Annotated in this window: 8 protein-coding genes; 3 read left to right on the top strand and 5 right to left on the bottom strand. The window is 72.5% G+C overall.

Translation table 11 applies throughout. The features are described from left to right. Positions 1–10 precede the first annotated feature (10 nt). A complete protein-coding gene (locus ABT147_RS09600; RefSeq protein WP_351403709.1) occupies positions 11–1708 on the top strand; it encodes a cellulase family glycosylhydrolase in 1698 nt (565 codons plus the stop codon). 73 nt (positions 1709–1781) lie between these two features. Here the strand turns inward: ABT147_RS09600 and ABT147_RS09595 are convergent, their stop codons facing one another. Next, positions 1782–4952, bottom strand: a complete 3171-nt coding sequence (locus tag ABT147_RS09595) for a glycoside hydrolase (protein ID WP_351404093.1) — start codon at positions 4950–4952, stop codon at positions 1782–1784. A 195-nt stretch (positions 4953–5147) separates the two neighbouring features. Between ABT147_RS09595 and ABT147_RS09590 the strand changes: the two genes are divergently transcribed. After that, a complete protein-coding gene (locus ABT147_RS09590; protein ID WP_351403708.1) occupies positions 5148–5747 on the top strand; it encodes a hypothetical protein in 600 nt (199 codons plus the stop codon). A gap of 110 nt (positions 5748–5857) precedes the next feature. Next, positions 5858–7579 carry a hypothetical protein gene (locus tag ABT147_RS09585; protein ID WP_351403707.1) on the top strand — a complete coding sequence of 574 codons (1722 nt, stop codon included), beginning with the start codon at positions 5858–5860 and terminating at the stop codon, positions 7577–7579. A gap of 111 nt (positions 7580–7690) precedes the next feature. Here the strand turns inward: ABT147_RS09585 and ABT147_RS09580 are convergent, their stop codons facing one another. From ABT147_RS09580 to ABT147_RS09565, 4 genes are all read right to left on the bottom strand, one after another. Further along, the gene (locus ABT147_RS09580) at positions 7691–8332 is read right to left on the bottom strand and encodes a cutinase family protein (RefSeq protein WP_351403706.1); all 642 of its coding nucleotides are present in this window, start codon (positions 8330–8332) and stop codon (positions 7691–7693) included. Between the two features lie 135 nt (positions 8333–8467). After that, positions 8468–9700 (bottom strand): PucR family transcriptional regulator, encoded by a 1233-nt coding sequence (locus ABT147_RS09575; protein ID WP_351403705.1) that lies wholly within the window; start codon positions 9698–9700, stop codon positions 8468–8470. A 122-nt stretch (positions 9701–9822) separates the two neighbouring features. Then, a complete protein-coding gene (locus ABT147_RS09570; protein ID WP_351403703.1) occupies positions 9823–10830 on the bottom strand; it encodes an alpha/beta hydrolase in 1008 nt (335 codons plus the stop codon). A 22-nt stretch (positions 10831–10852) separates the two neighbouring features. After that, the gene (locus ABT147_RS09565; RefSeq protein WP_351403702.1) at positions 10853–15127 is read right to left on the bottom strand and encodes a beta-ketoacyl synthase N-terminal-like domain-containing protein; all 4275 of its coding nucleotides are present in this window, start codon (positions 15125–15127) and stop codon (positions 10853–10855) included. Position 15128: the final 1 nt, after the last annotated feature.

Below are 15128 nucleotides of genomic sequence, written 5' to 3'. Positions count from 1 at the left end.
GCCTGGAAACATGTCCGGAGGCACGCCGAGAGGCGCGGACACGCCAGGAGGCGCACGGCGAAGGAGCCCCTTGAGCGCTCTCCTGGGCGCCCTCGCGGGCCTGGTCGCGCTCACGCTCCTCGGCGTCCTCGCCCCGGCCGTCGCCCTTGCCCAGCCGGCGCCCGATGTGCGGGCCACCGGCCTGCACATCGGCGGCGGCCGGCTGCTGGAGGGCAACGGCAACGATTTCGTGATGCGCGGCGTCAACCACGCCCACACCTGGTACCCGGGCCAGACGCGGTCGCTGGCCGACATCAAGGCGCTGGGCGCCAACACCGTCCGTGTCGTCCTCTCCGACGGGCACCGCTGGACCAAGAACAGCCCCGCCGACGTGGCGAACGTCGTCGCCCAGTGCAAGGCCAACCGGCTCATCTGTGTCCTGGAGGTGCACGACACCACCGGATACGGCGAGGAGGCCGCCGCCGGGACCCTCGACCACGCGGCCGACTACTGGATCGGCCTCAAGAGCGTTCTCGCCGGCGAGGAGAACTACGTCATCGTCAACATCGGCAACGAGCCCTGGGGCAACACCGACCCCGCGGGCTGGACCGCCCCCACCAAGGCCGCCGTACAGAAGCTGCGGGCCGCCGGCTTCGAGCACACGATCATGGTGGACGCGCCCAACTGGGGCCAGGACTGGCAGGGCGTCATGCGCGCCAACGCCCAGGCCGTGTACGACGCCGACACCACCGGCAACCTGATCTTCTCGATCCACATGTACAGCGTCTTCGACACCGCCGCGGAGATCACCGACTACCTGGGCGCCTTCGTGAACGCCCGACTGCCCATCCTGATCGGCGAGTTCGGCGGACCCGCCGACCAGTGGGGCGATCCGGACGAGGACACCATGATGGCCACCGCCGAGCGGCTCGACCTCGGCTACCTCGCCTGGTCCTGGAGCGGCAACACCGACCCGGTCCTCGACCTGTCGATCGGCTTCGACCCGACACGGCTGAGCGCCTGGGGCCAGCGGATCTTCAACGGCGCCAACGGCATCGCGCAGACCGCGAAGGAGGCCACGGTCTTCGGCGGCGGCAACCCGGGTGACACCCAGGCACCGACCACCCCCGGCACCCCGGCCGCCTCGGCGGTGACGGCGACCTCGGCCACGCTCACGTGGACCGCCGCCACCGACAACGTCGGTGTCACCGGCTACGACATCGTCCGGGTCAGCGGCTCCACCGAGACCAAGCTCGCGGCCTCCACCACCCACTCCGTCACCCTGACCGGCCTCACCGCCGACACCGCGTACACCTTCGCCGTCTACGCCCGCGACGCCGCCGGGAACCGGTCGAACCGCTCGGCCACGGTGAACGTCAGGACGGAGCAGGGCGGCGGCACACCCGCCGGGAACTGCTCCGTGGCGTACCGGGCCACCAACGAGTGGCAGGGCGGCTTCCAGGGCGAGATCGTCATCCGCAACACCGGCACCACCGCCGTCAGCGGCTGGACCCTCGCCTTCGCCTTCGCCGACGGCCAGACGATCAGCAACATGTGGGGCGGGACCGCCACCCAGAGCGGTGGCTCGGTGAGCGTGAAGCCCGCTTCCTACACCTCCACCATCCCGGCCTCGGGCTCCGTCACGGTCGGGTTCGTCGGCGGCAAGGGCGCGACCAACACCGCACCGACCGCGTTCACGCTGAACGGGGCGGCCTGCGCGAGCGGTTGACCCGAAGCGCCCGAAGGGTGTGAAGCGTGCGAAGCGACCGGCGGGGGCCCGCTCGTGGCCCCCGCCGGTCAGGTCAGCGTCGTACCAGCTCGATCCGGTATTTCCGGGTCTGCGTGCCGTCCTCGCCGGTCACGGTGACGACGGCCGAGGTCCGGCCGTACCCGCCGTACCCGCCGGACCCGCCGGTCCGGTCCACGGTGACGGTCGCGTACGGGTCGCGCGCCGTCGCCGTGACCTCCGCCCGGCCCGGGTTGTCGGTGGCCACCCGGTACGTGGTGGTCTCGGGGTCGAAGGACCTGATCGGCTTCCCGTCGACCTCGATGGAGGAGGCGGCGGTGTCCGAGGAGACACCGGGGGCCTTGGCGAACACCTCGATCTCGCCCATGGTGATGTAGCCGCCCGGACGCGCGGTCATGACCACCCGCACGCCGGTCACCGGACCCGCGTCGAGCGGGACGTCGATCACCGGTGTGCCCTCGGAGCCGACGGCGACCGAACCGCTCGCGTCGGTCCAGGGGCCGTTCTCGGCGGCCTGGACCTGCACCTTGAGGCTCTCCGGGAAGGAGACATTGCTTCCGTCCCGGTGGAAGTGGGCGACGATCCGGGTGAGGTCGCGGGCCTTCGGGAGGGTGAAGGCGACGGTGTCGGACGGGTTCTTGGTGCCCGACCTCCAGTTGGACCAGGCCTTCTCGGCGGTGTCGCCGTTGCGTAGCCGCTCGGCCGAGTAGCCGCTCTCGGTGAAGGTGGCGGCGACGGAGACACCGGCGTCCGGCGCGATGTTGGTCGCCGAGGCCTCGGTGACCTGGACGCGTACGGTCGCGTCGACCTCACCGCCGTCGACGACCTCCGCCGTACCCGGCAGTGTCACGACACCGGCCTTGTCGAACGCCCCGTCGGGGGCCGCGTCCCAGGTCACCGGGAGGGTGGTCCGGCCGCCGTGCCGGCCGATCCCGACGACCGTGGCCGGGAGTTCGGGCGCGCCGCCCACGTATGTCTTGGCGCGGGCGGGGACGGTCGAGGCGATCGTGTCGACGGTGACGAGGGCCTTCGCCGGGAGCTTCCGGCCGAGCGCGTCGGTCGCCTCACCCGTGACGCGTACGGTCCCGGGCCTGCGCCACTTCCGGTCCGACGGCAGGTCCCACACCACGGGCAGGGAGCCCCGGGCACCGTCCCGGAACACCGGGGTCACCGTCTCCGGCAGCTTCGGCCGCAGCCCGGGGACGGTGAACGCCTCGGCCCGCTCGGTGCGCAGCACGGTCTCGTCGGTCACGGCCCAGCGCTGGTTGGCGACCGAGGTCGGCGTGTACGTCGACACCTTGGCGCCGTCCGCCGACGACTGCCCGGTGACGTCGACGAGCCGGCCGGTGGCGGCGTTCACGAAGGTCCAACTGCCGTCGCCCGTCGTCGACATGACCCACTGGGCGGCTGCGGGGACCTCGCCGTCGGCCGGGTCCTCCAGGACGGCCTGGTTGTCGCGCACGGCGAGCCGCCCGCCCGTGCCGGCGTTGGTGAGGGCGTAGCGCTCGCGGTTGCCGGTGCCGGGGGTGAGCTGCTCCACCGACCACAGCTGGCGGGCGCTGCTCGCGTCGGTCGTACGGATGACGACACCGGTGCCGTCCTCCGACGGGGTGAGCGACTTGCCGCTCTGGGTGCCCTGGAGGCGGTAGACGTGGCCGGGCCGGACAAGGGCGGCGTCCTTCGCCACCCCGCCGACACCCTCGACCAGGAAGGTGGTGACCGACTTGGCGGGCACGTCGAGCGTGGCCGAACGGTCCTTCACCCGGACCGGGTCGCCCTCGACGAGGGCACCGGCGTCACTCGTCACCACGGGCGTGACGGTGGCGCGGGAGGAGACCTTGCCGAAGCGCGACAGGTCGAGGGTGACGGAACGCGCGGTCGTACCGCTGTTGACATGGACCACGGAGGCCGCACGGCCGGACCTTTTGACGGCGGCCACGCTGGACGGGTCGTCGGTCTTCACGAAGTGGTCGCCGGGGCGGATGTGATGGGTGAAGTTACGGATGGTGTGGAACTTGGAGTTGGCCCGGATCGGGCAGGTCTCCAGGGTGTCCGTCGCCGTGCAGTTGAACGGGACGTGGATGCTGCCCCAGTTCTTGCCCGCCGCGGCCTGCGGGATCGAGTCCTCGACCGGCTGCCAGAACACCCAGGCGGAGGGCTCCAGTTCCCGCATGTCGTCGACCATGCGGGTGGCGATGCCGAGGCCCGGTTCCATGCTCGTGAAGTCGGTGCCGGTGCCCCAGGTGCCCTCGACCTCGCTCATCCAGAGCTTTTTGTCGGCGCCCTTGGCGATGTCCCGGGCGCTGGTGCGCATGCCGGTGCCGTAGGTGTGCACGTTGAGCTGGGGGAGGGCCGCCCGCGCGGAGGCGTCGTAGGCGTTCCAGTTCTGCGTGAAGATCGTGGGGTTGGTCTCGTCCATCGCCGAGATCTCGGCGTCGGTCCTCGCTCCTTCGAGCGCCTTGTCCAGCGCGAGGACCACCTTCTGCTGGAGCGCGGGCCCCGCGTGCGCGCCCTCCTGACGGCCGCCGGTGGGCTGGCCGTTCGCGCCGATCTGGGTCCCCCAGTAGTTGGTGTTGGGCTCGTTCAGCGGGGCGATGGTGTCGAAGTCGATGCCGTGCCGCTTCTCCAACTCCTCGGTCACGCGCACCAGATAGCCGGCGAACTCGTCGACGCGGTCCGCGCGGATCTGGTCGGTGTTCGCGTCGAAGCCGCCGGAGACATAGCCGCTGACGGTCTGGAACCAGGGCGGCGAGTTGCTGAACGCCTCCCAGGTGTCGACCTTGTCCTTGATCTGGTCCACCCACCAGCGCTGGCCGGAGTCGGCGTCCCAGTTCCAGTGGTCCGGGTCGTTCGGGTCCCACCACTCCATGTCCTTGCGGGTGATGCCCTCGGGGGCCTTCCAGAAGCCGTCCATCGTCGCGCCGGCCTTCATGTAGTCCTTGCGGACGTCCGGGGCGTTGCCGCCGCCGATGTTGTAGCGCGCGATCGTGAGGCCGAGCCCGTCGTCGCCGAACAGCATGTCGACGAGCTGTCTTCGGACGGGCTCCGGGTAGTTGCCCGTGGCGTTGGCGAACCAGACGAGACTGGTGCCCCACCCTTCGAACTCCTGCTGCTGGTACGACGGGTCGATCCGGACGGTGACCGCGCCGGGCGCCGCCGAGGCCGACGTGTCCGCAGTCGCGGTGGGCGCGGCCATGAGGCTCGTGCCGAGGACCAGGGGGGCCATGGATGCCAGAGCCCGGACGATGCGATGTCGTGGGGTCACGACACTCCCTTCCACGCCACGGAGGCGCACGCGATTCGTTGACATGCCCAAAACACGTGCTTAGCATTCAGGAAACTGAAAGCGCTTTCTAGCCCTTGGCGCGCGCAGATCCCCCCACCTCCTCCTCCCCCCACGAAAACTGGAGGCACCCCCCCCATGAACTCGCCTCGCAAGAAGGCGGTCATCGCCGTGTTGGCCGCCGCTCTGCTGGCTGGACCCGGAGTCGCGCAGGCGGCCCCGCAGGCCGCGCCCGTCCCGGGTGAGCGGGCCGCCGCCGCCACCATCACCTGGACCCTCGTCCGGGCGAGCAACCCGACGCAGGACCAGCGGACGGCGTACGACCTGATCACGACGGCCATGAACGCCGCCGTCGCCCGGTACAACAACCTCAGCGACCTGGGCAAGACCATCACCGTGCGCTACGAGCCGGGTGTCCCCACCGCCGACGGGAACATCAACGGGACCATTCGCTTCGGCAACCGCGGCTACATGAACGAGCGGACCGCCCTGCACGAGATCGCGCACACCATAGGCGTGGGCACCAGCTCGGGCTGGTCGCGACTGGGCGGCAGCGGCACCTGGACCGGCTCGCGGGCCACGGCGCTCGTCCGGCAGTACGACGGCTCCGGCGCGAAGATCTCCACCGGGGGAGGCCACTTCTGGCCGTACGGGCTGAACTACGACAACGAGTTCTCCGGCACGGCCGCCGACCGGCACGTCCGGATCGTGGCCGCGATGGTGAGCGACGGGCTGTAACACCGGTCGCCGCAAAGGGAGTTGGTACCTGATGACAAAGGTGCCGACGGTACCTGCGTTGTTGTGAGCATGAGGCGGTGGGGCCGCTTGCGCGGTCCTACCGTCCCACCATGAATACGAGTCGCAGCGGAAAGAGAACGTGGCGAAGCGCCGCGATGGCGGTGCTGCTGACCATCGGGGCGCTCACCGGGGCCGCCCCGGACGCCCGGGGCGAGGGCACGCGGACCGAGACGGCCGTGGCGTCGACGGGGCAGGCCGGCGGTGTGACCGAGACCCTGGTCCGGGTGAGGGCGCCGCTGCCGGCGTCCTTCGGGGCGCGGCCGGCGGCGTGCGACTGGCTGTCCTATCTGCGCTACCGGTCCGCCGACGGACCGGCGGTCTCGGCCGACGCCGACCGGATCCTCGTCGCCCAGCCGGGCATTCTGGAAGGCGCCGGAGCCTTCGACAGCGTGGCCCGCAACACCGTGGCACGGGCCGCCGAGCAGGGTCGGCACATCGAGTTCTGGGCCCTGGACCGGCGCTCCAACTGCCTGGAGGACCGCACCGGTGTGGCCTCCGGCGACCAGCACACGGCCGTCGACTACTACTACCGGGACAAGCAGGTCGCCGGCCGCACCTTCGACGGCTACGTCGGCAACGGCGAACTGGGCTGGATGGCGAGGCTCGGGATCGAACGGACCGTCCGCGACCAGTACGACCTGCTCACCGCAGAACTCCCCGACCAACGGGTGCGCGAGAACAAGGTGCTGTGCGGCGGGCACTCGCTGGGCGGGGTGATCACCGGGTACTTCGCCACCGCCGACTTCGACGGCGACCGGGCCACCACGGCGGACGCCGGACACAGGCAGTGCGCCGGCTACTTCGCCCTCGACACCACCGTCTCCACCTCCCTCGCCGACCTCAGCGGCAGCATCCCGGACGACACCAACCTGCCCGACGTGGGCCTCGGTTACGGCGCGGTGCAGGCAGGGCTCGACAGCGGGCTCCTGTCGCGCACCCTGTCCGCGCCCGTGCTCCTCAATCCCGAGATGATGACACTGCTGGCCATCGTCGGCCTGGGCGCGTTGCAGGACCCCGACGGCGAGGCCACCCTGCCCCGCTATCTGCCCCTCAACACCAACATCGAGGTCACCAACCGCTTCCTGTTCTCCGAGGACACCGCCACCTTCCTCAGTGGCACCCCGGCGGTGAAGGACTTCCGGCTCACCAACGAGGCGGTCCTCGGCGCGCTGATGGACGACCACTCCGTACCGCTGGCGTTCCTGCAGAGCAGCGTGGGCTTCTTCGACGGCGGGCCCATCGTCGACAAGAACTTCCCCGTCGCCAACGGGAGCACCGGTCAACCCGCGCTGTTCGGCAGCGAGTACAAGGCCATCCCCGATCAGCCGGGCGGGCCGCTCTACACCTGGCGGAACTACGACCGGGTGGGCGACGCCGACGATCCCGGGTACCGGTCGGCCGACGGGACGCCGTTCACCGCCGCAGGCAAGGAGGTCACCGACATCCAGGAGCTGGCCCGCAGCATGGCCCGGCAGCCGCTGGACTTCACCGAGCAGTACTTCCCGACCAAGCTGGTCACCGACCTCCAACTGGCCACGTCACCCCAGGTGAAGCGGCTGATCGTCCACCCGGACGGGCTCACCGCCAACCCGACGCTCACCGTGCTCGCGGGCGACGGACTGCTCGCGGGCCGCGTTCCGGCCGACCTCGACCCCGTGGTCGCCGACGGCTATCAGCACCTCGACGTGCTGACCGCCGCGCCCACCCAGAACAACGGCCGTCCCGAGCCCGTCTCCACGAGCCTCACCCAGTTCGCGCGCGATCCCCACTGACCATCGCCCCCATGGAGGAAGGGCCCGGGAGGATCTCTCCTCCCGGGCCCTTCGCAGTGCCTGTCTCCTGTGTCGTTGTTCTCTGTTGTTCTTCCTCTGCCGCCGTGCGGTTCAGACCTTCGTCGCGGCGAAGGCCGCCGCCGCGTCGGCGTTCGCGGTGTAACCGAGGTGGGCGCCCACGTCACCGCCGCCGTTCTCGCAGACGGGATCGCCGGCCGCACAGAAGTCGATGGTGCGGCTCTGGTAGGTGCCGGTGACGCTCTTGCCGATGGCCCGGATCGGGTTGCCGAACAGCAGCACCGCCGAGACCCTGGGCTCCAACGCGGCGGGAATGGTGGCCACGATGGGACTGCCGACCACCGCACCGGCACTGCTGATACCGATGGAGTTGTCGACGACATTCGCGCCCTGCGAATAGCCGACGAGAATGAAACGCTGGTTCGGGCAGGCGGCGGCCTGGCTCCTCACATGGTTCACCAGGTCCGTGTTGCCCTGCGCGGCCGAGGTGAGGGAAAGGTCCGCGGGATAGTTCACCTTGTAGCTGGACAGCGACTTGCCCGTGATTTTCTTCTTCAGCGCGGAATACACCGGGTCGCCGACGATGAAGCCGAGCGTGCCCGGCTCGAACGTGCCGCGAGCCGCGACGACGTCGATGTCCGTGCAGGCCGCGGCCATGGCCGTGGGTGCGGAGACGGTGACCAGTCCGGCCCCGCCGACCAGCGAGAGCGCGGCGAGGCACAAGCGGATACGCATGGGGATCCTTTGAGGGTGGGGCGCTTGAGCGCCTGTGGAAAGGACGTCCCGAAGGTATTCGCTCTGTCAGGCCGAGTGTTATGGACGGGAATTCAGGAATCTGATTTGTTTTTGTGCCCAGGTGAGTCGATATTCTTATGCGGTGAACGTGTCGTCGTCCCGCAATGCCTCCGCGCGCAGCGCGAGAATGAGGTCCAGCCGGGTGCCGGGATCGTGCAGGGCGTCACCGAAGAGCTTCTCCAGCTGGCGCAGGCGGTAGCGGACCGTCTGCGGGTGGATATGGAGACGGGCGGCCACATCGGGCACGTTGCTGCCGCCGAGGAGCCATGCCAGGAGGGTTTCGGCGAGCCGCCCGCGCGTCCCCTCCGCGACCGCGTCCAGCGGGGCCAGCGCCCGTGACCGCAGCTCGGCGAGGATCGGCTCGTCGCTGTGCAGCAGCAGCGTCGACAGATGGTCGGCGCAGCGCACCACGCCCTGCCGGGGCAGGATGCCGCGCCCCATCAGACCGAGCGCGCGGGTGGCCCAGTGCAGCGAACGGGCGGCCTCGGCGAGCGGGACCGTCGGCCCGATCGCGGCGGGCCTGCCCCGCAGCGCGAGGGTGAACGCCCGGCCGCCGAAACGGCCGGAACCGTCCGGGTCGGGCACCAGCATCCGCGGCGGCCTGGACTCCATGTCCACCAGTGCCCCCGCCGCCGCCAGCGGCCGGTCCGCCTCCCGCTGGTCCGCCGTCGCCGCGAGCGCGACCACCGCGACCTGCCTCGGCACCGACCACCGGGCACCGTGCGCCAGATCCTGCACCGCCTCCGGGGCAACCGGCCCCTCGCCGAGCAGCAGATCGAGCAGCCGCCCGCGCCGCCGCTCCAGTTCGTCCGTGTTGCGCGACTGCGCCTCGGCGTACCCGGCGGCGGCCGCCTCGGCGACCTCGTGCACGGTCCTGAACGCCAGTTCGCCCAGCGCCGCCACGACAGCGGAGTCCAGGCCCAGTTCCTCCGCCGCACGGCCCATCAGCCGCCAGGCGTGCAGCCCCCCGACCCGCAGCGCGGACTGCAACGAGTCCAGCCCCCGGCCCTCCAGCGCCACACCGCGCCCCAGCGCGTAGTACGTCGCGGTGATCGCCGCACTCTGGCCGCGCGGGTCGGCGATGTGGTCGACGAACAGGGTCAGCGCCTGCACGACACCCGACCTGAGGTGCACCCCGAAGACACCGTCCGCCGGGCGGGCGTACTCCGGGACCTTTCTGCGGACCTCCGCCTCCACCTCGTCCGCGACGGTCTCCAACTGGTCGCGCAACAGTTTGGCCAGTTCGGGCGGCACGGAGGCGGAACCGGGACCGTCCGGTACGCCGTGCGGCGGGGTGGGGGCAGCCACGGCGGACCCTCCTTTCACCCGGAAGCGGCTCACCCGCGGGCCGGTGCCCGTGGGGCGAGGGACAAGTCCTGGGTTGGACGGACGTCCCCTGCGCTCCGTTCCGTGCCCCGACGGCACCGGCCTCACGCCGGCACCCCCAGCGCACCGGCGAGCATCGGCCACGACGTGGCGAACTCCCGCTTCCAGTAGGCCCAGGCGTGCCCGCCGCCCGCGTAGAAATGGGTCGTCACCGGGACCCGCAGCAGCGCCAGGGTGTCCGTGAACGCGTGGGCGGACGGCCACAGCGCGCTCTCCAGCGCCTCCGGGAGCCAGTCGCCGACGCCTCCGACCACTCCGCTGCCGCTCGACACGTACAGCGCGGTGCCGCGCAGCCCCGCCGCGCGGGAACGCGGGTTGAAGTCCCGCCAGGTGAGCACGTTCAGGATCGGGTTGCCCCACAGCGACAGGGGCGCCAGGTTCTCGCGGGCCACGATGGCGTCCATCAGGGTCGGCACCCCGGGCGCCGTCGTGTCGAGGATGCCGCTGTACGAGGCCGCCGCCGCGAACGTCCCCGGGTGCCGTGCCGCGTGCGCCATCGCCCCGTAGCCGCCGGTGGAGACCCCGGCGACGACCCGGACCCCGGACGCCCGGTAGTCGCGGGCGAGCAGCGCCGGGACCTCGCCGACCTGGAACCTCTCGTAGTCGGGGCCGCTGCGCCAGGCGGTGGGAATGCCGGTCGGCCCCGCGTCCGGCATCGCCACGATCAGCTCCCGGCCCGCCGTGAACGCCTCGATGTCCGTCTCCCGGGTCCAGGACGTGTAGTCGTCGTGGGCGCCGTGGAGGAGATACAGCACGGGGTACGTCCGGGCGGGCTGGGTGTGGAAGGAGGACGGGAGGATCAGCCGGACCGGGGCGTTGCGGCCGAGGGCCGCGGAGGGCAGGGAGACGTCGAGGGTGCGGGGCCCCAGCCGGGTGACGCGTCCAGTGGCTGACGCGGTGCCCGTGGCGGCGGCGCCGAAGAGGGCGGCCAGGCCCGTGACGGCGGCCGCTCTGGTGACGGCGCGACGGGACGGCGCGGTGGTGCGGTCGACGGCGGTGGGGGCGGGGGCTGTGGTGCGGTCGGTGGGGGTGGGGACGGTGGAGTCGGGCATGGCGGCTCTCCTCGGCTCGGGTTCAGCGGTGGTTCCTGGCGAGCTCCCACCGCAGATGGGTGGCGATCTCGTCGATGTGCGGCGGGTCGAGCAGCGACAGATGGTGTCCCGTGACCCGGACGACGCTCAGGCGCGGGCACACCTCGTCCCAGCCGAGCGCCTCGTCGTCCCGCTCGTACGCGGGGTCGCGCACGGTGTGCGGGGCGGGCTCGGTCGCCCGGTACAGCACCACCCGCCCGTCGTACGGGCCAGGCCGGTGCGCCTCGCCGATCCGCAGGTCCAGATAGGAGGCCCGCTGGTGATCGAGGGCCGCCCGCGGCACGTCGGCCGCCTCGCGCAGCGCCCGCAGCACGGTGTCGACCCGCTCACCGTCGTCCTCCGTCGAGGCCAACTCGTCGTACGGCAGGTCCAGTTCGACCCCGTACGCGTCGGCCACATGACGGGCGAAGCCGGTGAAGTGGGCGCGGATCCGGTCGGCCGGTGTGCCCTCGGGGCGGGGCAGCGGCCGTACGGAATCGATGAGCGCCACCAGCCGTACGTCCCGCCCGGCGGCAGTGAGCCGCCGGGCCGCCTCCTGCGCGACGAAGCCGCCGAACGACCAGCCACCCAGCAGACAGGGCCCCTCGGGGTACACGGCGGCCACCGCCTCGGCGTAGAGACGCGCCTTGTCGGCGACCGTCCGGGCCCCTTCGACCCGCTCCAGCCCGTACACCGGCCGCTCCCCGCCGAGCCGTTCGACGAGGGCCCGGTAGACGTCGGTGGTGCCACCGGCGGCGTGGACGAGGAAGAGCGGGGGCTGGGGGCCGGTGGTGTGGAGGGGGCGGAGGGAAGGGTGGGAGGGGTGGGGTGCGGAGGTGGCGAGGGGTCTGAGCGGCGAGAACTTGCCCATCGTCCGTGCGGGCGACGCGAGTTGGCTGCCTTCGCTCGATGCGGCCTTCGTGGGCGCCGCCGGCTGGAGCTCTCTGGCCGGCTTCACATCGCTCGGCTTCGCCTCGTCCGGCAGTGCCCGTCGGATGCGGGTCGCCGTGTCCTCGACCGTGGTGGCGCCCAGCAGGTCGCGCAGGGGGAGTTCGATGTCGAACTCGTGTTCAAGGGCGGCGCGGATGCGGACGGCCATCAGGGAGTCCAGGCCCAGGTCGGCGAAGGCGGTGGACGGGGCGATACGGGTCGGCGCGTGCCCGGTGACGGCGGCGATGTGGTGACAGAGGCGGGCGGAGACGGAGGAGTCATCCCCCGTGAGGCCCTGCGCGGGCACGGGGTTCAGGCTCTGCCTGTGGTCGTGGTCCCCTTCCGCCGCGCGGCCCCCTTGTGAGCCGCTCTCCTCGGCGACGCGGCGCCCTTCCGTCCCCGCCGCCGCCGTCGATGACGCTCGGGGTGCCACTGCGCCCGCCCGCCCGTCCGTCCACCAGTGCCGCACATGCCGCCAGCGCGGCCCGGGCAGGTCGACGACGCGGCCGGGCGGCAGTGGAAGCGGCGACCCGGCGGTGTGCAGGGTGCCCAGCTGGGTGAGGAAGTCGGCGGTGGTGTCGGCGTCGCGGTGGAGGGTACCGAGGGCGAGAACGCCGGGGGCGGTGTCCGTGATCGCCCGGGGCAGGACCGGGTGCGGGGAGAGCTCGACGAAGGCGGTGTGGCCGTCGGCGGCGGCAGCGGCGACGGCCCGGTCGAGGCGTACGGGCCGTCGCAGGTTGGCGGCCCAGTGCGCGGCGTCGAACACACAGTCGCCGCGCGGGTCGTCCAGGACGGTGGAGTAGACGGGGATCCGGGGGCGCCGGCCTCGGATGTCGGCCAGCTCCGCCGTCAACTCCGCCAGGAGCGGCTCGACCTGGGGCGAGTGGCCCGCCCCGACCACCCGCATCGCCCGCGCGGCCCGCCCCTCGCCCTCCAGCCGGCGCACCAGCCGGGCCACGGCCTCCTCCTCCCCGGTGACCACCTTCTGGCCGGGGGAGGAGTGCACGGCGACATGGACTCCGGGGAAGTCCTGTTCCAGGGCGTCGAGTTCGGAGTCGTCGAGGTCGACCACCGCCATCGCCCCGCCCCGTAGCCCGCTGAGCAGCCGGGCCCGTACGGCGACCACCCGGGCCGCGTCGGACACCTCCAGCGCGCCCGCGCACACCGCGGCGGCCACCTCGCCCAGGGAGTGGCCGATGACGGCGACGGGTTCGACCCCGTACGCGCGCCACAGCTCGGCGAGCGCCAACTGGAAGCCCAGGAGGACGGGTTGGGCGACCTCCAGTCGGTCGAGGTCGCCGCCGGAGGCGAGGTGGTCGTAGAGGGAGAGCCCGCACTCGGGGGCCAGTCGCGCGTCCAGCTTCTCCACGGCCGCGGCGAAGGCGGGTTCCTCGGCGAGGAGCCGGCGCCCCATACCGGCCCACTGGCTGCCGTACCCGGAGAACACCCACACCGGGCCACGTCCGACGAGGTCCCGGTCGCCCACCAGGACCCGCGCGTGAGGCCGCCCGTCTGCCAACGCGCCCAGCCTGTCCGCCAGTTCGGCCGGACCACCCGCCACGATCGCGGCCCGCACCGGCCCCCGGCCCGCCCGCCCGGCGAGCGTGCGCGCCACGTCGGCCGGGTGCGCGGCGCCTCCCTCGGGTGTGCCGAGCCAGTCCGCGAGCCGGGCCGCGGTGTCGCGGACGCGGGCGGTGTCGGTGTCGGAGAGGAGGTGGAGGCGGGCGGGGGGTTCCTCGGCCGGGGGCGGGAGCAGGGCGCCGGGCCGCCATTCCTCCAGTACGGCGTGGGCGTTGGTGCCGCCGAACCCGAACCCGGACACCCCGGCGGTGGCCGTACCGCCGTACCGGGGCCATGGCTCGGCCTCCGTCACGACCCGAAGCCGTACGTCGTCGTCCAGGGCGCTGCCCTCGGCGCAGTGCAGCGAGGGCGGGATCAGGTCGTGGTGGAGCGCGAGCACCGTCTTCACCAGGCCCGCGATGCCCGCGGCGGACTCCAGATGGCCCAGGTTGCCCTTGACGGAGCCGAGCAGCAGCGGCTGGTCGGGATCGCGGCCCGTACCGAGCACGGCGCCCAGCGCGCCCGCCTCGATGGGGTCGCCGAGCGGGGTGCCGGTGCCGTGCGCCTCGACGTGGTCGATGTGCGCGGGGGAGAGCCCAGCCCGTGCGTAGGCGGTGGTCAACAGGGCCTGCTGGGCGGCCGGGTTGGGGGCGAGAAGGCCGTTGGAACGGCCGTCGGAGTTGACGGCGGTGGCGCGGACGACGGCGAGGATCCGGTCGCCGTCCCGTTCGGCGTCGGACAGCCGCTTCAGCAGCACGACCGCGCAGCCCTCGCCCCGCCCGATGCCGTCGGCCGCCGCCGAGAACGGCTTGCACCGCCCGTCCGGCGCCAGCGCGCCCGCCCGCCGGAACGCCACGGTCACGGTCGGGGAGAGCAGCAGATTGACCCCGGCGGCGATCGCGAGATCGCTCTCGCCCGTCCGCAGACTGACACAGGCGTGGTGCACGGCCACCAGCGACGACGAACACGCGGTGTCCACGGCCATGCTCGGCCCCCGTGTGTCCAGGACGTACGCCAGGCGGCCCGCCGCCACGCTCAGCGCCCCGCCGGCCGGTGCCCAGGGATCGACGGCGGCCGGGTCGGCTCCGGTGAGCTGGCCGTACTCGGGCGCGGAGATCCCGACGAAGACACCGGTGGCGCTGCCCGCGAGGGAGGCGGCCGGGACGGCGGCATGGTCGAGGGCCTCGTGCACGACCTCCAGGAGGATCCGCTGCTGCGGATCCATCACGGCGGCCTCGCGCGGTGTGACGCGGAAGAAGTCCGCGTCGAACCCGGCGATGTCGTCCAGATAGCCGCCGTAGGGGAGCGCGTCGGCGGGCGGGTAGGGCGTGAAGTCCCGCCACCGGTCCTCCGGGATCCGGCGGATCGCGTCGACGCCGTCGAGCAGCGACCGCCAGTACTCCGCCGGGCCGTGCACGCCCCCGGGCAGCCGACAGCCGACCCCGACGACCGCGACCGGCTCACCGGGCGGCAGGGGTGACGCCGGGCTGGGGGCCGGGTGCGGGGCTGTGCGCGGGGCCGTGCCGATGTCGACCGCCGTACCGCACAGCCACGCCACCAGCGCGTCCCCCGTCGACGCCTCCCACAACAGCGTCACCGGCAGCTCACGGCCCGTCGCCCGCGACAACTCCCCGGCCAGCGCGACCGCGTCCCGCGAGGACATCCCCAGATCCGCGAACGGCCGGTCCATCGGCACGTCCTCGGCGGCCGTACCGCTCCACGCGGCCACCTGCTCGGCGATCAGCCTCCGCAGGCCGCCCTCCCCGGGCCCTTCCTCTGCCTTGCCCACG

It is taken from the genome of Streptomyces sp. NPDC001868, assembly GCF_040297125.1.
Classification (GTDB): domain Bacteria; phylum Actinomycetota; class Actinomycetes; order Streptomycetales; family Streptomycetaceae; genus Streptomyces.
Note: the sequence above shows the minus strand (reverse complement) of the source record. Positions and strands in the feature narration are given on the sequence as shown.